This is a genomic window from Alkalicoccus saliphilus (genome assembly GCF_003044065.1).
Lineage (GTDB): Bacteria > Bacillota > Bacilli > Bacillales > Salisediminibacteriaceae > Alkalicoccus > Alkalicoccus saliphilus.
This window is the reverse complement of the sequence record NZ_PZJJ01000020.1, coordinates 1-19896: the sequence shown is the minus strand read 5'-3', so window position 1 is coordinate 19896 and position 19896 is coordinate 1. Positions and strand designations below refer to the sequence as shown.

Genomic DNA, 19896 nt, shown 5'->3' with positions numbered 1-19896 from the left:
CTTTATTATTACAACGTACTTTAAAACTTATCAGGCTTTTTCCTGTTCCTGCATCCTGAGTTCGACCCGGCGGATTTTACCGGACGTCGTTTTAGGAAGTTCTTCCATAAATTCAATCTGGCGGGGATACTTGTACGGTGCTGTCATTTGTTTTGTATGGTCCTGCAGTTCTTTGGTCAGTTCTTCTTTGGACTTGGACGGCTCTTCTTTCAGAACGATGAAAGCTTTAACGATGCTTCCTCTCGTTTCGTCCGGGGAAGCTACTACGGCACATTCTTTTACTGCAGGGTGCTTCACAAGAGCGTCCTCCACTTCAAACGGTCCGATCGTGTATCCGGAGCTGATAATAATATCGTCACTGCGGCCTTTGAACCAGAAGTATCCGTCCTCGTCCTTCGCCGCCTGGTCCCCGGTAATATACCAGTCCCCGCGGAAGGCCGCCTGGGTGCGTTCAGGATCACGGAAATATTCTTTAAACAGTGCCGGGCAGCTCTTATGAACGCCGATATCGCCTACTTCTCCCGGCTGCACAGGCTGTCCATGCTCGTCGACAATTTCCACCGGGTTTCCTGGTGTCGGTTTTCCCATCGATCCGGGTTTAACTTCCATACCCTGGACGTTACAGACAAGCAGCGTATTTTCTGTCTGCCCGTAGCCATCGCGCACTTCAATGTTGAATGCTTCCTTAAAAGCTGCAATAACAGGCTTGTTCAGAGGCTCTCCGGCAGACACGGCACTTTTCAAAGCAGAAAGGTCGAACGAAGCGAGATTGTCCAGCTTCGACATGATTCTATATTCGGTCGGCGTACAGCAGAGAACGCTGATTTTCTCTTTTTCGAGAAGACTCAAATATTTTTCCGCATCAAACGGCCCGTGATAAACGAATGCCGTAGCTCCGAGTGTGATCGTTGAGAGAAACGGACTCCAGATCCACTTCTGCCAGCCCGGAGCCGCTGTCGCCCAAACCACATCCCCCTCTTCCACACCGAGCCACTTTCTTGCTGCCGTCCGCACGTGGGCGTATCCCCAGCCGTGGGTATGAACGACGCCTTTTGGGTTGCCGGTCGTTCCGGAGGTGTAGGAAAGAAACGCCATATCCTCCCGGGACGTTCTTTCACCGTCATACTGCCTGTTTTCCTTAGCAGCAAGATCCTCCAGGCGCATCCAGTCCGTTTCCTCTCCGCCGATGATCAGCTTTCTGCTGAGTGCCGGGTGGGATTCTCCGATAGCATTCACTTCTGCCGTAGTAGTGTGGAATGCTACAACTCCTTTGGCGTCAGAATGCTCCATACGATAAAGAAGATCCTTCTGACGGAGCATTTCGGAACACGGAATGGCCGCAATCCCTGCCCGGAGACACCCCAGATATGTAAAGTAGGCTTCCGGAATCCGCGGCAGGAGTACGAGCACGCGGTCTCCCTTTTCAATCCCCTGGCTTTTAAGAGCCTGGGCGTACTGATTTACTTTTTCGGCCAGGTCTTTGTAGGAAATATTTCTTTCATTCCCCCGGTCATCCTTCCATTTGACGGCTGTTCTTTCTTCATGGCTGAAGCGCATGACTTCCTCTGTAATGTTATATACTTCCGGTGCAATTAAATCTTTCGTTTCCATTTTTTTCTCCCCTTCCCTATTGGTTATGCGGTATTCTTTTACTTTCCATCTGCCTTCTACGGAATGAACATATATAATATGCTTCCGAAGAAAATAAACGCAGCGGCTGAAGCCCCGGCAGCCATTAATCTGGAAAAAGGCTGGGTCACCTGCAGTATATGTGTGCAGAGCAGAAACATCCAGACGAGACCTACGGCCGAAAGAATGTAGGCCGGCCACCCGTAAACAGCCCCCGTTAAAAGGGGAAATCCGAGCACCCCCGGAACGATCGCCACCGCACTGAAGCGGCTTACTTCGATTAATTTACCCGGTCCCCCAAATGCTTTCGCTCCGGCCCAGAGCAGCAGACCGAGGCCGATTCTTGTTATCCAGACGGTTACCATTCCAAACACAAGAAAAAGCAGCGGTGCTATGACGTTTTGGAGCAGCGGGGAATCAAATCCCATGATAAAGCTGTAATTGGCAGCAATGCCGAGCACTCCGTAGACGAGGCCCAGTAAAATTACCAGGATCCTCGCCCACGCAAGCATGTTTTTTGTTTCCAAGTATTCCTGATACGCCGGCGGGCGCAGCAGCATCATATGCGTTACGGTCATCATAATACCCTCCTGTTAGAGATTCCAGGGGAAGAGCGACCAGATAGCGACAGCCGAGAAAACAACGACTGTGATTGCTGCTCCGACCGTACTGTTATAACGCTTTGGATGCACGTTGGTCCATCCGTGGATACGCTCAATCAGTTTATGGTCCTCGGCAGTGGTCAAAGTGCTCTGAAGCTTAGGAATTCTATTCGTAATGTACGATACAACAATCAGTAAAACGAAGCTGACAGGAATGGCGAGCATAGCTCCGGAAAGACCCATACCATCCGTTACCCCATGTCCGGTCAGTACGATGCCCGGGAAAACGAACGGAGATACGATAATATAGAGAATCCCTCCGACAAGAGCAGCTGCCATTGCCCCGTATTTATTCGCTTCTTTCCACCAGACCCCGACGATGATCAGCGGAGCATTTGTCACCCCGGCAAGACCGAAGGCCCAGAGAATGCTTACTACGAGGAAAGCCGGTGGATTAATGGCAAGTATGATACTGATGATTCCTCCGGCAAATACTGCCGCGTAGCCGAGCTTAACCCGTGTCTTCGATGGAATGGACGGTTTCAGTGTTGTGATAATATCCTGGGAAAGAAGTGCTCCGATCGCAAGCAGGTTCCCGCTGAGTGTGGAAAGTCCGGCTGCAACCGCCCCGGCGATAACGAGCGCTGTCACCCATTCCGGATTGTAAACAAGGTTCAGAATCAGTGTCAGCTTGTCTGCATCAGCGGAAGAAATAGTCAGCCCCTGCGTCTGCGTAGCGTATACCCCCACAAATCCCATAGCGTAAGTAGCTGAAAAAACTAGACCGATAATGAAAGCGAACCAGACCATCGCTTTTCTGGCAGATTTCAGGTTGGATGCTGTGTAAATACGCATCGCCAGGTGTGGCAGCCCGAGAGAACCGAGCGTCAGACCAAGCAGGCTGAAATACCATTTCGGCGAAAACTGATAGTCAAAGAAGTTCGGCATCGCATCCATCATGGCAGGAACCATATCAGCGTAAAGAAGCGGCGGGAAAAACCATCCGTCTCCTCCCATGGCTCTCATAATCGCCCCGAGTGGAATAATAAACATGAGTGCAATGATTACCATCTGGATAGCAGCATTGTTGGACGCCCCGGCCATCCCGCCGATCGTGACATACCCGACAATGATCAGGCCGCCGACAATCAGACCTGGAAGGTACGGAACACCAAAAGCCATTTCAAAGGCGAGAGCAATTCCGATCATCTGCCCCAGAGCGTACATGATGGAAACGAGAATCATAAACAGGGCGGCAATGATCGATGCTTTTACACCGTACCGCTCACGGATAAAGTGGGTCGGAGAAAAAGCTCCCATTCTCCGGAGACTCGTTCCGTAAATAATGGTGATCAGCGGAATCGAAAGAATCAGCTGAATCCAGAGCATAATAAATGGTACCTGCAGCTCCAGAATCAGTGCCGTGATCCCGAGAAACGTGGCAAGACTCATATATGTAGAGGCCATTGCCAGACCGTTGGTGATCGGCCCCACAGTAGCTCCGGCTACGTAGAGATCAGCAACAGAACTGCTTTTACGGTTGGAAATGTAACTGACAATATAAAAAACAAGAAACATAACAATAATTGCACCTATTCCGAGAATAGGGTTATCCAGCCGCCACATTGTTTCTTCCATCCTTTAGGCCCCCTCTTCCTTTTCCTGTTTTTCCACTCGCTCTTCTTCTTCTTCATTCGCTTTTTCGATCTCTGTATCAATTTTGTTGCCGATATTATTCGCCACCACCGTTAAAATCAGCACACCAAACCACCCGGACAAAATCGGGATAATATACATAATCGGAAAGCCGAACAAATTTCCTTCTACAGGAAAAATGGAAAAAAACAGCGCGATGTTTCCAGCTGCGAGCAGTAAAACAGCCAACAGAACGGTAAACCTTACTTCCAGACGGTAAGCCTTCACATTTTTTCCCCCTTTATCATTTTCTGACTGACTGTTCAGTCAGCATCATTCAGACTCCTTGAATTTCCCTCCTTTTCCAATAGTCGAAGCTATACAAATTGTAAGCGCTGTCACATGGGGTGTCAATACTTTAAAAATATTTTGACAATTAACTTTTGCTTAGAAGTCCTATTACCATTTGTTCATATTATTTATGATGAGCTGATAGAACCAAAAGTAAATTTCTTGTTCTAATTTTAGACAATTTAGAATATAATAGACAGTAACAGCGAAACTGAGCGATTGTTCAGTTTAATGTTATATTTAATGGAGGTGCGGTAACATGGCAGAAATTCGCTCGGTTACAGTTGGTGGGCTGCTTGCAGAAAAGGCAGAGGCCCATCCGGACCACGAAGCGCTCGTTTACACAGACAGGGATCTGCGGCTTACATACCGGGAGTTCGATGATCTCTGCCGGAAGACGGCCCGGGGATTTATGGGGCTTGGTATCGGTAAAGGGGAGAATGTGGCGGTCTGGTCCACGAACCGTCCGGAATGGATTCAATCCCAGTTTGCCACCGGAAAGATGGGTGCCGTGCTCGTAACAGTCAATACGAGCTACCAGAGAGCGGAGCTGGAATATCTGCTTCAGCAGTCGGAAAGCTCCACGCTCATTCTTATGGAAAATTACCGGGACACGTCCTATATCGATACCCTCTATCAGATTGCTCCGGAGCTGAAAGAGGCAGAACCCGGAAAGCTGCAGGCTAAGAAACTTCCCCACCTGAAAAACGTGATTGTTTTAGGAGAAAACCGTTATCCCGGAACCTTCTCCTGGGAGGACCTCCTGGAAAAACAGGCGCTTGTCAGCGAGGAAGAGCTGGATGAGCGGATGAATTCCCTCGCTCCCGATGAAGTTATTAATATGCAGTATACATCCGGTACGACAGGATTTCCGAAAGGAGTAATGCTCACTCACTCCAACATCGTGAATAACGGCTTGAACATTGCTGAATGCATGAAGCTGACGGAACAGGACCGTATGTGCATCCCGGTTCCTTTCTTTCACTGTTTTGGATGCGTACTCGGTATTCTCGCAGGAATTAATGCCGGCTCGACACTTGTTCCGCTTCAGGAGTTTGATCCGCGGAAAGTGCTTGAAGCAGTGGAAAAAGAACGCTGCACTGTTCTGCACGGGGTCCCAACGATGTTTATTGCCGAGCTTAACGATCCGGAATTTGAGAAGTATGACCTTAGTTCTCTTCGGACCGGTATCATGGCAGGATCCAACTGCCCGATTGAAGTCATGAAAGACGTTGTGAACAAAATGGGCGCCGAAGAAATTACGATCGCCTACGGCCAGACGGAATCTTCCCCGGTTATTACCCAGACACGAACCGACGATCCACTGGAAGTCCGTGTATCGACAGTAGGGAGAACACTGCCGAATGTCGAGGCAAAAGTCGTACGCCCTGGTACGTCGGAAGAAGCTGCCCCCGGGGAGCAGGGAGAGCTTATTACACGCGGCTACCACGTTATGAAAGGCTACTATAACAATCCGGAGGAAACCGAAAGAGTAATTGACGGGGACGGCTGGCTTTATACCGGTGACTTAGCGGTGAAAGATGAAAGCGGTTACTTCAGTATTACCGGGCGTTTGAAGGATATGATTATACGCGGCGGGGAAAATATTTACCCGCGTGAAATTGAAGAGTTTCTATATCAGCACCCGAAAATTCTCGACGTGCAGGTTGTCGGGGTGCCGGATGAAAAATACGGGGAAGAAATTGTCGCCTGGATCCGCCTGAAAGAAGGCGAAACGGCTTCTGTGGAAGAAATCCGTGAACACTGCCGCGGCAGCATCTCCCACTTTAAAATTCCACGCTATATTACATTCTGTGAGGAATACCCGATGACTGCTTCCGGAAAAATCCAGAAGTACAAGCTGAAACAGGAAAGTATCGCGCTGAAAGAAAGCTCGACTGAATAACAGGTTGATATCTGACCACAAAAAATCCCGGGCCCTCCGGGATTTTTTGTGCTTTTCACAGAGAAAACTGCTTCCGTACTCAGTATTCACCGAGATAAGCGGTGCCGGACGCGGGGGGTCTTGTTGGATCCTACCAGTTGAACGCATTATTCTACCAACCTGCTCCGGAATAGTTCCAACTGCCGGCTGGATTACTTCCAACTTCTGAATTTTTTCTTCCAAATGGAAGTAATTGTACCAGCAGCCCTGTTTTTTCTACCAAATTTTCGCTTATTTCTACCACACTTCCGTTCTGGAAAAGCTTCTCTACGCAAAAAATCCCGGACGGCTGCCCGGGATTTTTCTTTAAAAGAAAAACAGACGAAAGGGATGTGTGTGGTTCCACCTTCGTCTGCTTTCCTGTCTTAGTATGTGGTGCGTGTGTTGTAATAAGTGTACTAAACTAACGGGTGTTCCCGCAAGAGAAAATGGCCATCTTCACAGTTTGTTCACAAATGATTTTCTATGAAAAACCGGAGAGCCTGAGCGGGCTTCTCCGGAGGTTATTTATTCTGTATCGTTCAGGCCCTGCTTAAGTTCCTCGGTGGATTGGTCCCAGAATTCCCGGTTGAAATCTTTCAGGAAATCACGGAGTACCTGCTTCGATTTGTCATCCATATGGTCGACGGCGATTTTACCTTTCATCGATTTATCCATATTATTTACGTGTTCCGGCATGCTCTTATATCCACGGCGGATCGAACGGTCCACGATCATTTCACAGGCCCCGACGCCTGTGTATGCCGGCTTTCCTTCAAGGTTTTCGACTGTCACCCAGACAAGCCAGTACAGTTTGCCGTTCGGTACAGCTTCTTTTTCTTTGAGGAACTTGATACGCTTTTCCACTTCACTTCTCGCATGAAGTGCTCCCATATCAACGAATGCGTGGTTCTCCTCCGGATCGACAAACACCGAAGTGACGTTATTAAGGTTAATCGTACCGACGCCGTATCCGCCGTGTCCGTCTGTCGAATCGTTGCTTAAAATATTAAAGTTCCCACTCATTTTTTTAATTTTTTCGTTTTTCTGACGTTCCTGTTCATTCATTTTACGCGCCTCCTCTGAATCTTTGTCGCTTCTTTCAGTTTATCATATTTCACTTTCCCAATGCAGTCGACCGGCCTTCCTTTTCCTTTAAGCTTCTCATTTTAGTATACTGGTGGAGGAACGACTTATATTTCATAAAGGAGGCAGACAAAATGCCGATTGTAACTGTTCAGATGCTTGAAGGAAGAACCGATGAGCAGAAGCGCGCGCTTGTCGAGGAAGTAACTACCGCCGTTTCCGGCACGATCGAGGCACCGAAGGAACGAATTTCTGTCGTGATTGAGGAAATGAAGCCGGAAAATTTCGGCCAGTCTGGTGTACGTGCGATTGATAAATAATAATAAGGAAGAAACTAAAAAAGCTGCCCTGGAAAAGGGCAGCTTTTTTCAGGCTGTTTATAAAGTGTTTTTTATACATGCCTATGCAATTTCCTGCTTTCTTCAGTGAGAGTTCCTCAGTGATTCAATATAGCTGAAGGCTTCTTCGATATCCTCTTCTGAATAATTCTGTCTTGCTTTCAACTTTCCAATTTTAGCTTTGATTTCTTCTTTCGGAAAGTGTTCAAAGTAAAGTACGGTTGAAACAAGTTCAAGGAATTTGGAGGATGATTCGTTCAGCCGGCGGAGCAGGTTTTCATTTACGGTGCCTTCCGGGAGACGCACCGCTTCCAGAAACTCTTCTCCTTTATCGGCTATTTCGTAGCGGTACTGGTAATACCCGCCCTTTTTTTCACGTACTTCCCCGATAAAATCTGCCTGGCACATCTCCTCCATCCGGAGTGTGAGCTCCTCCGAATACGGTCCGTACATATGAAACTGATATTTTTCCCTGAACGGCTCGTTCATTTTTTTGGCAATGTAGACCATCTTCTGGAGTTTTTTTCTTCCGACTACTTCTCCTGTTCCTTTTAACAGGGAAAGCAGTTTAGCGTGTTCATGAAGCATTACATTCCCTCCTGTTCGTGAAGCAGTGACAAAATCCGGCGTTTTTCTTCTCCGTATTCCTTCTGATCGAGCAGCAGGTCTTCCGGAAAGTACAGTTTATGGTCGGTGCGTTTTTTACCCGAGATGGCTTCGACAACGTCCGATTCCCGGGAAAGCTCCCGGAGTGATCCGTCCGGCATGAGCAGGTGGATCGGCATACGTTCGTCTTTTTCTCCCGGACGGTAAAAATCGTACGGAAGATCTGAGGATGAATCGATGACAAGATAATAATCCGGGTCAATGCCTGCGGCTGTGAAAAGACGCTGCAGCTCCGGCCAGATCAGCATCTGCTTGCTCGGGTCACACTCGACATACTTGAACAGCCTGCGGTCCATAAAACGGCGGCAGAGGTCCCTCAGGATGGCGTCTTCCTCCTGTTCCCACGCCTGAAAATAATAAAAAATAATCGATTCGTCCAGGCGTATGTATTCTTCGAGCGTCATCGTCGATTCAAATAAAGAAAGGAAATGCTTCGGCGTCTGCTGAAAATCGTAGCCTTCGGCGAGCAGTTTTTTGGCACGGTGGAGAATTTTACTCAGTATCACTTCCGCACTTCTCGTCACAGGATGAAAATATACCTGCCAGTACATCTGGTAGCGGCTCATAATATAATCTTCCACTGCGTGCATCCCGCTGTGCTTAAAAACAGCCTGATCTTCCATCGGCCGCATCACACGAAGAATCCGCTCCATATCGAACTGGCCGTAGCTGACTCCGGTATAAAAAGCGTCCCGGAGAAGGTAATCCATTCTGTCCGCATCGATCTGACTCGAAATGAGGCTGACGATCAGCTTATTTTCATACGTTTTAGCGATCACATCGGCGACGTGTTCCGGGAAGTTTCCTCCCATCCGCGAAAGTACTTCGTTGATCTCCGTATTGCCGAGAATAATCCGTCGCGTCCATTCTTCGTGATCGGTATCAAATACTTTTTCGAATGAATGGGAAAACGGGCCGTGTCCTACATCATGAAGCAGGGCAGCTGCCAGACAGACGAGACGCTCGTCCGTTTCCCACGTCATTTTTTTCTCCAGGTTTTCCACCATACGGCGCATAATTTCGTATACACCGAGAGAATGGTTAAACCGGGTGTGTTCTGCTCCGTGGAAAGTCAGGTACGTCGTCCCGAGCTGACGGATTCTCCGCAGCCGCTGGAATTCCCGCGTGCCGATCAGATCCCAGATCAGCTGGTCACGGACGTGTATGTACCGGTGTACCGGATCTTTAAATACCTTTTCCTCCTCCAGCTGGCCATCTGGTCTGTTCATCCGTGCTCTCCCCTTCCGCTGCTTCGTTTTTCTTTTTCTTTCACCGTACTGTTCAGACATTGTTTATTTTACCTTTCCTGTCTGAACGGGGCAATGAGTTTTTCACTCAGGTTCTGTGATATAATCTACAGCGGATATCAGCTGACGAAGGAGCAGAAACTATGTATGAACTACCTGAAATAATGAAACAGAATACGTGGTACGTCATGGACCAGTCGGTAACAGGCATTCCCTTGAATCCGATGGCTTCCTTTGCGATGGACGATACGCTCTGTGAAAAAATAGCCGGAATGCCGGATACAGGCATTGCGAGAAGCTGGGTGCACGATAACACAGTCGTCCTCGGCATCCAGGACAGCCGGCTCCCTTCGATGAAAGAAGGCAGAGCTTTTTTGGAAAAGGAAGGATACCGGGTCATCGTACGGAATTCCGGAGGTCTTGCCGTCGTTCTTGACCCGCACGTCTACAACCTTTCCCTGCTTTTTCCGGAATCGAAAGCTCTTACTATCGACAAAGGCTATGAGGCAATGACCGCTTTTACGAGAGAGCTGCTCCCGGAACTCGGAGAGAAAATACAGGACGGGGAAATTGCTGTTTCCTACTGTCCCGGACGATACGACCTGAGCGTGGACGGCAGAAAATTCGCCGGTATTTCCCAGCGCCGGATCCGGGGCGGGATCGCGGTACAGATTTACCTTGCCGTACAGAAAAGCGGGGCGGAACGGGCCGGACTGATCCGCCGGTTTTACGAAAAGGCTGCGCAGGGAGGGCCTGTGAAATATCATTATCCTCAAATAGAGCCCGAATCGATGGCCTCTCTCTCTGAAATTCTCGGATGGGAGCTCACGAACGAGGAGCTGACGCGGAGGATTCTGCTTGCCCTGAAAAAACAAAGCGGGCACCTTTCCACCCTGGAGCTTTCTGCAGAGGAGCAGGAGCGTTTTGAATACCACCTGGATCGGATGGAAAAACGGAACGAGCGTCTCTACTGATTGTTCCTTACAGATCTTCCGCTTTTCTCCCCTCTTCCTAAAAAAGGAGCGGCCGCGTTGTAAATTACAACGCGGCCGCTCTATTTTTTTACTTGAACTGAGATGTTTCAGTGGAGCCGGAAAGAGCAAGTGTGGAAGAAGTCCCCCCGGAAATAACCTGGGATACTTCATCGAAGTAGCCGGTACCAACTTCACGCTGGTGGCGTGTCGCTGTGTAGCCTTTGTCTTCGGAAGCAAATTCCGCCTGCTGCAGCTTGGAGTAGGCTGCCATTCCGTTGTCCTTGTAATCGTGGGCAAGCTCAAACATGCTGTGGTTCAGCGCGTGGAAGCCTGCAAGTGTAACAAACTGGAACTTGTAGCCCATTTTACCGAGCTCTTTCTGGAATTTCGCAATCGTTTCATCATCCAGCTTCGCTTTCCAGTTGAAAGATGGTGAACAGTTGTAGGCAAGCATTTTGCCAGGGAACTTTTCATGGATGGCATCCGCGAACTTCTTCGCTTCTTCGAGGTTCGGTTCGCTCGTTTCGCACCAGATAAGGTCGGCAACCGGAGCGTAGGCAAGGCCTCGTGAAATCGCCTGGTCGATGCCGTCGTTTGTGCGGAAGAAGCCTTCTGCCGTGCGCTCGCCTGTAAGGAATGGGTGATCGTACTCATCCACGTCACTCGTGATCAGGTTGGCAGCGTTTGCATCAGTACGCGCAATGATGATTGTCGGTACGCCCATAACGTCTGCTGCAAGACGTGCAGATACGAGGTTACGTACAGCTACCTGTGTAGGAAGAAGTACTTTACCACCGAGGTGTCCACACTTCTTCTCAGAAGAAAGCTGGTCTTCCAGGTGTACACCGGCTGCCCCTGCTTCGATCATCTGTTTTGTCAGTTCGAATACGTTAAGCGGGCCACCGAAGCCGGCTTCCATATCGGCAACGATCGGTGCGAACCAGTTCGTATCGCCTTTTCCTTCCGCTGTCTGAATCTGATCCGCGCGCTGGAACGTCTGGTTAATGCGGCGTACAACGTGCGGCACGCTGTTTGCCGGGTACAGGCTCTGGTCCGGGTACATCTGTCCGGAAAGGTTGGCATCTGCTGCCACCTGCCAGCCGCTCAGGTAAATCGCCTTCAGCCCTGCTTTTACCTGCTGCATCGCCTGGTTACCTGTAAGGGCACCGAGAGCGTTAACGAAATCTTCTTCATTGATGAGTCTCCAAAGACGCTCAGAACCCATGCGTGCAAGAGTCTGTTCAATTACTACGGAGCCGCGCAGTTTTAGTACATCTTCTGCGGAGTAAGGACGCTCCACTCCTTTAAATCGATCCTGTGCCCATTCCTGTTCGAGTTGTTCTTTTTGATTAGCCACTTTACATCTCTCCTTTTCTGTAGTAAACAGTATGATTTATATTTTTATTGTTTTATAACAGCACTTCCAAAAAAATATGCTAGTCGATGTACGCACAGCACTGAAGTGCCTCTTTCTCATTATCGTAGTCCATCCCGCAGCACCGGCACATAGGGCCGGGCTGTGGTTCTGGAGTACGGAAAATGACGATGCTGCCTTCATTTTTATTTTTCATCTGCAGAGTTCCCTGCTCATCCATCTGTGCTTCCATCACGCTGTCGCCGTAAACGAACATTGTTTTATGAAGGTCTTCTGCCGTTTTACCACTTTCAAGCTGCTGGTTCACCCATTTTTCGGCTAGTTCCTGTGCAGATGTTTTTTCTCTTGTAATCATGCTCGTTCACACCTTTCTTCCTGCGCCATGGAGGCGGTTTTTTTATACAGACTGTCTATTGCGCATCTTTGCCTTGAATTCCCGGCGTCTGCGGTGAAGAATCGGTTCCGTATAGCCGCTCGGCTGGTTTTTACCATCGAGCACGAGTTCAAGTGCTGCCTGAAAAGCGGTGGATTTTTCAAAGTTTTTGGCCATCGGCAGATACTCCGGATCCCCGGCGTTCTGCTCATCTACGAGACCGGCCATTTTTTCCATCGTGCGCCTTACTTCCTCTTTTGAGCAGATACCATGCTCCAGCCAGTTGGCCATGTGCTGACTCGATATACGGAGTGTCGCACGGTCTTCCATCAGATGCACATGTTTCAGGTTCGGCACTTTGGAACAGCCGACACCCTGCTCCACCCAGCGGACAACATAGCCAAGAATACCCTGGGCGTTGTTTTCCAGCTCCTGCCGCTTTTCATCTTCACTCCACTCCGGCTTTTCTTCCACCGGTACCTGCAGCATATTGTCCGCTTCAGGATGAAGCGACTGCTGTTTTTCTTCCTGTACCTGTGCGGTATCAATCCGGTGATAGTGCATAGCATGAAGTGCAGCCGCTGTAGGTGATGGGACCCAGGCGGTGTTGCCTCCGGCAAGAAGCTGTCCGTCTTTCTGTTCCATCATATTTTTCATTTCGTCCGGCATGGCCCACATTCCCTTGCCGATCTGACCGCGTTCGTGAAGGCGGGTGCGGAGACCCTGGTACACGTTCGCATCCTCGTAGGTGTTCAGCCAGACAGAACCTTTCATACTGTCTTTTCTGATCATCGGACCGGCGAGGAAGGATGTATGGATTTCATCGCCTGTCCGGTCGAGGAACCCGGTGTTAATAAAGAAGATTCGGTCTTTTACTTCCCGGATGCACTGTTTTAGATTCAAGGAAGTGCGGCGCTCTTCGTCCATAACACCGATTTTGATCGTGTTCGGCTCCAGTCCGAGGACTTTTTCGACACGCTCCATTAGGGTGTTTGTCAGCCGGACTTCACGGGAACCGTGCATTTTCGGCTTAACGATATAAATAGAGCCGGTTTTGGAATTTTGATACTTGCTGTTTTTCAGCAGGTCATGCTTGGCGGTCAGAGAAGTAACGAGGCCGTCTATGATACCTTCGGACACGTCCTTTCCGTTCAGCCGGACCATATCGGTCGTCATTAAATGACCGACGTTGCGGACAAGCAGCAGAGACCTTCCGGAAATACTTCCTTCTCCGTTTTTCCCCTGGTACGTCCGGTCTTCATTTAATGTTCTTTCGACTTTCCCGTCCCCTTTTTGAAAGCTTGTTGTTAAATTTCCTTTCATGAGGCCGAGCCAGTTGCGGTACACCTCGACTTTATCTTCCGCATCGACTGCTGTAACACTGTCTTCTGCATCCATTATCGTCGTTGTAGCCGCTTCCATTAATACGTCTTTTACCCCTGCTTTGTCTGTTTTGCCGATCGGGTGCTCCCGGTCGATCTGTACTTCGACGTGCAGGCCGTTATTAATGAAAAGAAGTGCTTCCGGTGTTTCTTCCGGACCGCGGTGGCCGAGGAAGGATTCCGGATTTTTCACGGAAACTGTTTCACCGGCTTCTGCTGAAAGCTGCCCGTTTTTCACTTTGTAGGCTTGAACCTCCGCGTGGCTTCCTTTTTCCAGCGGAAAGTGCTCATCGAGAAATTCCTTCGCGTAGGAAATAACTTTTTCCCCACGCTTCGGATTATAGCTTTTTCCTTTTTCCGCTCCGTCCGTTTCCGGAATAACGTCTGTACCGTAAAGGGCGTCGTACAGGCTCCCCCAGCGGGCATTTGCCGCATTCAGGGCGTAGCGGGCATTATTGACCGGGACAACGAGCTGCGGACCGGACTGTTCGGTAACTTCCCTGTCCACATTTTCTGTTGTAACAGTGAAATCTTCTGTTTCCGGTTCCAGATAGCCGATGTCGTTAAGAAATTTTTTGTATGATTTCAGATCAGGCTTTCCCGGGTTATCCGTATGCCACTGATCCAGCTTCTGCTGTATGTCTTCCCTCACCTGGAGTACTTCCTCTATTTCCGGCTGAATCTCGGAGATAACGTCTTCCGCTCCCTGCCAGAAAGTATCGGGGTCGACTTTCGTTCCGGGAAGGACCTCCTCTTCTACGAACCGGTGTAATACCTCCTTTATTTCAAGTTTTCCTTTGTTGATGTACGAACTCATGCAAACCCTCCTTCACGTCTCTTGCTTTGCAGTGTTTCATTCTGTATTAGAACAGTTTTTCTTCATGTGTCTTATTGTATAACAAACCACATAAATTGCAATACTATTTCCAAATTTTTTTCTATTAATTTTTTGAAAAATAAGAAAACCCTGTCACTGCTGGATTTTTAGTGGGAAATTTTCTGAAAGGACATGCGCGGGCTGTTCGAGGAATTTTTAAAGCGGGAGGAACTGTATTAGTAAACGACCGAGAAAAGTGGGTTCAAATATACTTAACGTCCGGGTGCTGAAAATAAGCTGTAATTTTTAAGAAAGATAAACGAGTTTTTTATGCAGCAAATAGAATAACTGTTTAAAAAGAAACAGTCCGCTCTTACTACGAACTACTATAGTAATGCAAATTGAAACGGGAGATCTTCGACAGCGGCCAGCAACGAACTTTCCTCTGGTTAAAACAAAAAAAAGCACCGAGGAACTCAAAGAGTTTCCCGGCGCTTTTCCTATTGTTTTATTTCTGCAGGCTCTGCATCGCTGTGATGAGTGCCAGTTTGTAGACGTCTTCCTGGCTGCAGCCTCTGGAAAGGTCGTTGACCGGCTGGTTCAGTCCCTGAAGGATCGGTCCGACAGCTTCAAAGTTGCCGAGCCGCTGGGCGATTTTGTAGCCGATGTTTCCGGACTCCAGATTTGGGAAGATAAATGTGTTTGCTTCCCCTTTCAGCGGAGAATCCGGCGCTTTTTTTGCTGCGACAGATGGTACGAAAGCTGCGTCAAACTGGAATTCTCCATCGACGTTCAGTTCCGGATCTTTTTCCCGGGCAAGCTGAACAGCTTCCACGACGCGTTCTGTTTCTTCACTTTTCGCTGAACCTTTGGTAGAAAAGCTCAGCATCGCCACTTTCGGATCGATTCCGAAAACTTTGGCTGTTTTGCCGGCTTCCACAGCTGTTTCTGCCAGGTCGCTGCTGTCCGGCGCAATGTTTATAGCACAGTCGCCGAAAATATAGCGCTCTTCCCCGCGGACCATGACAAAGACACCGGACGTTTTTTTCACGCCTTCTTTCGTCTTGATGATCTGCAGTGCCGGACGGACCGTGTCTCCTGTGGAGTGGGCGGCGCCGCTTACGAGACCGGATGCTTTCCCGGTGTAAACAAGCATCGTTCCGAAGTAGTTCGGGGTCTTAACAATCTTCTCTGCCTCTTCCTTTGTGTTCTTTCCTTTACGGCGTTCCACAAATGCGTCTGCCAGGCTGTCGAAATCTTCATACGTTTCCGGATCGAGTATCGTCACCTTCGAAACGTCCTGCCCGATTTCTTCCGCTTTTGCTTCGACTTCTGTTTTGCTGCCGATTAAAATTGGCTGCAGAATTCCATCTGCCTGGAGCCGCACCGCTGCTTCCAAAATCCGCTCGTCCGTGCCTTCCGGAAAGACAATGGCCGGGTTCGCCTGTTTCACCTGATTTTTAATGTCTGTAAACATATCGCTCACAGGAATTCCTCCTTCGATTTTTGCATTAGTACAAGCATACCCGTTCTTCCGGGAAAAATAAAACGCTGAAAAGGCTTTCTCCCTAAAGTTCTAATTTTCTGAATGAGAGTTCCCTAAAAAGAGGGAATACGTTATACTAACCGTAGTGAATGAGTATTCACTCATTTAAATTCGGAGGTGCTGTGATGTTATTTGAACCGATTACGATTGGAACATTGAAGCTGAGAAGCCGAGTCATGATGGGATCGATGCACGTCGGGCTGGAAGGCATGGACCGCGGGGAAGAACGGCTGACAGAGTTTTACCGGCGCCGTGCACAGCATGATGTCGGGCTGATTGTTACCGGCGGGGCTGCTGTGAACCCGGAAGGCAACGGCGGCGGCGAGGATTTTATGACCATTTACAAAGAAGAAGATGCCGAGCGCTGGAAACCGATGACAAAAGCCGTCCATGATGAAGGCGGGGCCATCGCCCTTCAGCTTTTTCATGCAGGCCGCTATGCCTACAAGGCGATGACCGGGCTGGATCCTGTTGCTCCTTCTGCCCTTAAATCTCCTATTAACCCGGATACGCCGAGAGCTCTTTCGGAAAAAGAGATTGAGCAGACGATTCAGGATTTTGCCGACGGCGCTGGACGTGCGAAAGAAGCCGGTTTTGATGCGGTCGAAATTATGGGGTCCGAAGGCTATTTAATCAATGAATTTGTTTCTCCTGTGACAAATCAGCGGGATGATCAGTGGGGCGGTACGCTGGAAAACCGGCTGCGCTTTCCTCTTTCCATTCTTAAAGCGGTAAGAGAAACGGTCGGCCCGGACTTTCCGGTCGTGTTCCGTATGTCCGGACTCGATTTAATCGAAGGTAGTACGACAGAGGAAGAAACGGCGTTGTGGGCTTCCCGGCTGGAAGAAGCAGGAGCGGACGCCCTCAATGTCGGTATCGGCTGGCACGAATCCCGCACGCCGACAATATCCATGAAAGTACCGCGGATGCAGTTCGTTCCCGTGGCGGAAAAGCTGGCAGCCCACGTTACAATTCCGGTCATTGCAAGCAACCGTATCAACGATCCCCGGGATGCGGAGAAAATTCTGGAAAGAGGAGCGGTTCAGCTCATTTCCATGGCACGTCCTTTTCTTGCCGATCCAGCGATTTTATCGAAAGCCAAAGCGGAAAAACATGAAGAAATCAATACGTGTATCGCCTGCAACCAGGCATGTCTGGATCATGTATTTGAAGGAAAACCGGCGACCTGCCTCGTAAATCCGGAAGCGGGACGGGAACTTGACCTCCCTCTTCTGCCTTCGGAAAACCCTAAAAAAATTGTCGTTATTGGTGCGGGGCCCGCCGGCCTGGAAACAGCACGGGTTGCGGCCGAGCGGGGACATTCCGTGACGCTCGTTGATGAACGGGAAGAAATCGGAGGACAGCTGAATTATTCCAAGCGTATTCCCGGCAAGGAGGAGTTTTATGAAACGCTCCGCTATTTTAAAGTCCAGCTGGAAAAGCTTGGAGTGGAGGTTCTTCTAAATCATCGTGCTGATGCCGAAGACCCGCTCTTGGAAGCGGCGGATGAAGTTGTCATCTGTACCGGTATTCTTCCGCGTCAGCCGGAAATCCCCGGGCTCGAGCATGCAGTTTCTTACAAAGACGTTTTTGATGGCCGGGTCGAAACCGGAAACGAGGTCGTAATTATCGGCGGCGGAGGGATTGCCTGTGACCTCGCTCTATATTTGAAAAAAGAGAGCAACCCGGACATCACGCTGCTGCAGCGGAGCCGCTCGTTTGCGAGGGGTATCGGCAAAACGACACGCTGGGCGACCATTATGGAAATCAAGCAGGCCGGTATCCGGATGACAGGTGGAATTGAACACTACGACCGTATTGAAAAAGACCGGGTGGTTTACACGGATGAAGGAGAACAAAAAAGCATTCCGGCAGATACCGTCATTATCGCAGCCGGTCAGCTCGTGAATGTCTCCCTCGCCGAATCCCTGGAAGCGCTCGGGAAAACTGTTCACATCATCGGCGGCGCGAAGGACGCGCTCGGTCTCGACGCCAAGCGGGCCGTCCACGATGGTGCCGTGACAGCAAGGGCTCTGTAATTAAAGAGGAGGAATGAATATGAACCGCACTGTACTGTATGAAACCAAAAATAAAACAGCTGTTATTAAAATGAACCGTCCCCACGTTAAAAATGCAATTAACCGGGAAATGCATGAAGAACTGCATCAGGCATTTTCCAGGGCAGACGAGGACCCGGACGTACGGGTGATCGTCCTGACAGGAGAAGGAGATGCTTTTTCCAGCGGGGCTGATTTAAAGAGCATACCTGTAGAGGAAATGGAAAACTTTGATCATGGTGCCTATCTCGCAGAAACGTACAACAAACTTATTCTGTTAATGGACGAGATTGAAAAACCAATTGTAGCCTACGTGAGCGGACTTGCGGTCGGGGCAGGCCTCAGTCTCGCTCTTGCCTGTGACTTCCGGTATGCGGATAAAAAAGCTGCTTTTTCCTTAAGTTTTCTGCAGATCGGACTGGCACCCGATGCCGGAGCCTCCTACTACCTGCCGAGAATCGTCGGGCTTTCCAGAGCCATCGAACTCGGGACAGGAGTGAAAATTGATACCGAAAAAGCAGAACGCATCGGACTGATCAGCGGAACAGATTATCCGGAAGCAGTAATACAGCAGCTGACAGAGGCCCCTGCACCTGCTTACGGACTGATGAAGAAAAACTTTAAGAACAGTTTCGACCAGCCGCTTGAAAGCGTTCTGGAAGAAGAAATCAAGGCCCAGCGGCTTGCCGGCAAATCCCGTCCGCACCAGAAAGCGCTGCAGGCTTTTCTTCAGAAATCCAAAGGCTGACGCTCTGTTTGGTTTTTCCTCCTCCGGCTAGTATAATAGGCATTGTGATTCTACTTACAGGCGCAGTGCGCTTTGACTTATTAACCTGGAAATGGAGTGAAAAACATGGCAGAACCAGCAAAAACTCTCGATGGGTGGTATTGCTACCACGATTTTCGAACGATTAACTGGAATGAATGGAAAAAGCTTTCGGAAAGTGAACGCGATTCCATTTTAGATGAATTTATGAAAATGGTGGAAGCCTGGGATGAAACACAGGCAAAGTTTGAAGGCAGCCACGGTGTATATTCTATTCTCGGCCAGAAAGCAGATATTATGATTCTCCTGCTCCGTCCGACGATGGATGAGCTGATCGAACTGGAAGCAGCGTTCAACAAAACGCGTCTTGCGGAATTTACGACACCGACATATTCCTATGTTTCGGTTGTTGAGCTGAGCAACTACCTTCCAGCCGACAAAGATCCGGCCCAGGATCCGGAAATTCAGGCACGCCTGAAGCCGATCCTTCCAAAATGGGAATATGTCTGCTTCTATCCAATGGATAAGCGCCGCCAGGGAAATGACAACTGGTACATGCTCCCGATGGAAGAGCGTTCTTCGATGATGCGCAGCCACGGAATGATCGGACGCCAGTACGCTGGTAAAGTACGCCAGATCATCTCCGGCTCGGTCGGTTTTGACGACTGGGAATGGGGCGTCACACTTTTCGCCCACGACGTGCTCGAATTCAAAAAGCTTGTTTATGAAATGCGCTTTGATGAAGTAAGTGCCCGCTACGGCGAATTCGGTACATTTTACGTTGGAAAGACAATGGAAGACAGCGAAATCAAACCGTATTTCCATGTGTAAATAATGAAAATCAAAAGACTGCCCGCCGGCCGGTTTTTCCGGCTGGGGCAGTCTTTTTTTAATTTACGGCCGGGGGAATGTTTCGTCAGCGGGCGCCGGATCGGGGAGGTTGTTTAATCATTATAGAAGCTGCTTTAATCAGTACAGAAGTTTTTTAATCATTACCGGTCAGGCCCCCTAATTCTGGACACGTTCTCACTCATTCTCCATGGGTCTGTCTTTTTCGTTTTTTCGTTATCAAACCCATAGTTCTTGCCGGGGAAGACGACCTTCCATGGTTTGTTGATGAAAGACGGC

17 protein-coding genes are annotated in these 19896 nt (G+C 49.2%); 6 read left to right on the top strand and 11 right to left on the bottom strand.

Going from position 1 to position 19896, the window contains the following annotated elements:
* Positions 1 to 30 precede the first annotated feature (30 nt).
* The 4 genes from mbcS to C6Y45_RS11775 are packed head-to-tail and all read right to left on the bottom strand — an operon-like array spanning position 31 to position 4154.
* Entirely contained in the window at positions 31 to 1611 is a 1581-nt protein-coding gene (mbcS, locus tag C6Y45_RS11790; RefSeq protein WP_107585426.1) for an acyl-CoA synthetase MbcS, read from the bottom strand.
* Positions 1612 to 1667: 56 nt separating this feature from the next.
* Positions 1668 to 2210, bottom strand: coding sequence for a hypothetical protein (locus C6Y45_RS11785; RefSeq protein WP_146159175.1), 543 nt, complete (start codon positions 2208 to 2210; stop codon positions 1668 to 1670).
* A gap of 12 nt (positions 2211 to 2222) precedes the next feature.
* Positions 2223 to 3869, bottom strand: coding sequence for a sodium:solute symporter family transporter (locus C6Y45_RS11780; protein WP_107585424.1), 1647 nt, complete (start codon positions 3867 to 3869; stop codon positions 2223 to 2225).
* 3 nt (positions 3870 to 3872) lie between these two features.
* Entirely contained in the window at positions 3873 to 4154 is a 282-nt protein-coding gene (locus tag C6Y45_RS11775) for a hypothetical protein (protein WP_107585423.1), read from the bottom strand.
* A gap of 331 nt (positions 4155 to 4485) precedes the next feature.
* Between C6Y45_RS11775 and C6Y45_RS11770 the strand changes: the two genes are divergently transcribed.
* Complete coding sequence (locus C6Y45_RS11770) at positions 4486 to 6123, top strand: AMP-binding protein (protein WP_107585469.1); 1638 nt, start codon at positions 4486 to 4488, stop codon at positions 6121 to 6123.
* Positions 6124 to 6669: 546 nt separating this feature from the next.
* Here C6Y45_RS11770 and C6Y45_RS11760 read toward each other — a convergent pair.
* Positions 6670 to 7209: a YwhD family protein gene (locus C6Y45_RS11760; RefSeq protein ID WP_107585421.1), complete on the bottom strand. Its 540-nt coding sequence runs from the start codon at positions 7207 to 7209 to the stop codon at positions 6670 to 6672.
* 134 nt (positions 7210 to 7343) lie between these two features.
* Between C6Y45_RS11760 and C6Y45_RS11755 the strand changes: the two genes are divergently transcribed.
* Entirely contained in the window at positions 7344 to 7547 is a 204-nt protein-coding gene (locus C6Y45_RS11755; protein WP_281260612.1) for a 2-hydroxymuconate tautomerase, read from the top strand.
* A gap of 102 nt (positions 7548 to 7649) precedes the next feature.
* Here C6Y45_RS11755 and C6Y45_RS11750 read toward each other — a convergent pair whose 3' ends face one another.
* Together C6Y45_RS11750 and C6Y45_RS11745 are read right to left on the bottom strand one after the other, a co-directional pair.
* Positions 7650 to 8153, bottom strand: coding sequence for a YwgA family protein (locus tag C6Y45_RS11750; protein ID WP_107585419.1), 504 nt, complete (start codon positions 8151 to 8153; stop codon positions 7650 to 7652).
* The gene (locus C6Y45_RS11745) at positions 8153 to 9460 is read right to left on the bottom strand and encodes an HD domain-containing protein (protein WP_107585468.1); all 1308 of its coding nucleotides are present in this window, start codon (positions 9458 to 9460) and stop codon (positions 8153 to 8155) included. The genes C6Y45_RS11750 and C6Y45_RS11745 overlap by 1 nt, the downstream gene beginning before the upstream one ends.
* A gap of 161 nt (positions 9461 to 9621) precedes the next feature.
* Between C6Y45_RS11745 and C6Y45_RS11740 the strand changes: the two genes are divergently transcribed.
* Positions 9622 to 10452 (top strand): lipoate--protein ligase family protein, encoded by an 831-nt coding sequence (locus tag C6Y45_RS11740; RefSeq protein ID WP_107585418.1) that lies wholly within the window; start codon positions 9622 to 9624, stop codon positions 10450 to 10452.
* Between the two features lie 88 nt (positions 10453 to 10540).
* On the opposite strand, the gene aceA is transcribed toward C6Y45_RS11740, so the two are convergent.
* The 4 genes from aceA to pta form a co-directional block, all read right to left on the bottom strand.
* On the bottom strand, positions 10541 to 11809 hold the full coding sequence (aceA, locus tag C6Y45_RS11735) for an isocitrate lyase (protein ID WP_107585417.1): 1269 nt from the start codon (positions 11807 to 11809) through the stop codon (positions 10541 to 10543).
* Positions 11810 to 11888: 79 nt separating this feature from the next.
* On the bottom strand, positions 11889 to 12182 hold the full coding sequence (locus C6Y45_RS11730; protein ID WP_107585416.1) for a hypothetical protein: 294 nt from the start codon (positions 12180 to 12182) through the stop codon (positions 11889 to 11891).
* Between the two features lie 42 nt (positions 12183 to 12224).
* Positions 12225 to 14399 (bottom strand): malate synthase G, encoded by a 2175-nt coding sequence (locus C6Y45_RS11725; RefSeq protein ID WP_107585415.1) that lies wholly within the window; start codon positions 14397 to 14399, stop codon positions 12225 to 12227.
* Positions 14400 to 14907: 508 nt separating this feature from the next.
* Positions 14908 to 15876, bottom strand: coding sequence for a phosphate acetyltransferase (pta, locus tag C6Y45_RS11720; protein WP_425427869.1), 969 nt, complete (start codon positions 15874 to 15876; stop codon positions 14908 to 14910).
* Positions 15877 to 16070: 194 nt separating this feature from the next.
* Here pta and C6Y45_RS11715 point away from each other — a divergent pair, with 194 nt between their 5' ends.
* From C6Y45_RS11715 to hemQ, 3 genes are all read left to right on the top strand, one after another.
* The gene (locus tag C6Y45_RS11715) at positions 16071 to 17984 is read left to right on the top strand and encodes an FAD-dependent oxidoreductase (RefSeq protein WP_107585413.1); all 1914 of its coding nucleotides are present in this window, start codon (positions 16071 to 16073) and stop codon (positions 17982 to 17984) included.
* A gap of 19 nt (positions 17985 to 18003) precedes the next feature.
* Positions 18004 to 18750, top strand: a complete 747-nt coding sequence (locus tag C6Y45_RS11710) for an enoyl-CoA hydratase/isomerase family protein (RefSeq protein ID WP_107585412.1) — start codon at positions 18004 to 18006, stop codon at positions 18748 to 18750.
* 105 nt (positions 18751 to 18855) lie between these two features.
* A complete protein-coding gene (hemQ, locus tag C6Y45_RS11705; protein ID WP_107585411.1) occupies positions 18856 to 19599 on the top strand; it encodes a hydrogen peroxide-dependent heme synthase in 744 nt (247 codons plus the stop codon).
* The last annotated feature ends 297 nt before the right edge of the window (positions 19600 to 19896 follow it).

What these genes read in the sequence shown, in the direction of transcription:
- C6Y45_RS11725 (WP_107585415.1), bottom strand. Translation starts at nt 14,399, where the DNA reads ATGAGTTCGTACATCAACAAAGGAAAACTTGAAATAAAGGAGGTATTA.
- C6Y45_RS11710 (WP_107585412.1), top strand. Translation starts at nt 18,004, where the DNA reads ATGAACCGCACTGTACTGTATGAAACCAAAAATAAAACAGCTGTTATT.
- C6Y45_RS11745 (WP_107585468.1), bottom strand. Translation starts at nt 9,460, where the DNA reads ATGAACAGACCAGATGGCCAGCTGGAGGAGGAAAAGGTATTTAAAGAT.
- C6Y45_RS11750 (WP_107585419.1), bottom strand. Translation starts at nt 8,153, where the DNA reads ATGCTTCATGAACACGCTAAACTGCTTTCCCTGTTAAAAGGAACAGGA.
- C6Y45_RS11780 (WP_107585424.1), bottom strand. Translation starts at nt 3,869, where the DNA reads ATGGAAGAAACAATGTGGCGGCTGGATAACCCTATTCTCGGAATAGGT.
- C6Y45_RS11760 (WP_107585421.1), bottom strand. Translation starts at nt 7,209, where the DNA reads ATGAATGAACAGGAACGTCAGAAAAACGAAAAAATTAAAAAAATGAGT.
- hemQ (WP_107585411.1), top strand. Translation starts at nt 18,856, where the DNA reads ATGGCAGAACCAGCAAAAACTCTCGATGGGTGGTATTGCTACCACGAT.
- C6Y45_RS11730 (WP_107585416.1), bottom strand. Translation starts at nt 12,182, where the DNA reads ATGATTACAAGAGAAAAAACATCTGCACAGGAACTAGCCGAAAAATGG.
- C6Y45_RS11715 (WP_107585413.1), top strand. Translation starts at nt 16,071, where the DNA reads ATGTTATTTGAACCGATTACGATTGGAACATTGAAGCTGAGAAGCCGA.
- C6Y45_RS11740 (WP_107585418.1), top strand. Translation starts at nt 9,622, where the DNA reads ATGTATGAACTACCTGAAATAATGAAACAGAATACGTGGTACGTCATG.
- pta (WP_425427869.1), bottom strand. Translation starts at nt 15,876, where the DNA reads ATGTTTACAGACATTAAAAATCAGGTGAAACAGGCGAACCCGGCCATT.
- mbcS (WP_107585426.1), bottom strand. Translation starts at nt 1,611, where the DNA reads ATGGAAACGAAAGATTTAATTGCACCGGAAGTATATAACATTACAGAG.
- C6Y45_RS11785 (WP_146159175.1), bottom strand. Translation starts at nt 2,210, where the DNA reads ATGATGACCGTAACGCATATGATGCTGCTGCGCCCGCCGGCGTATCAG.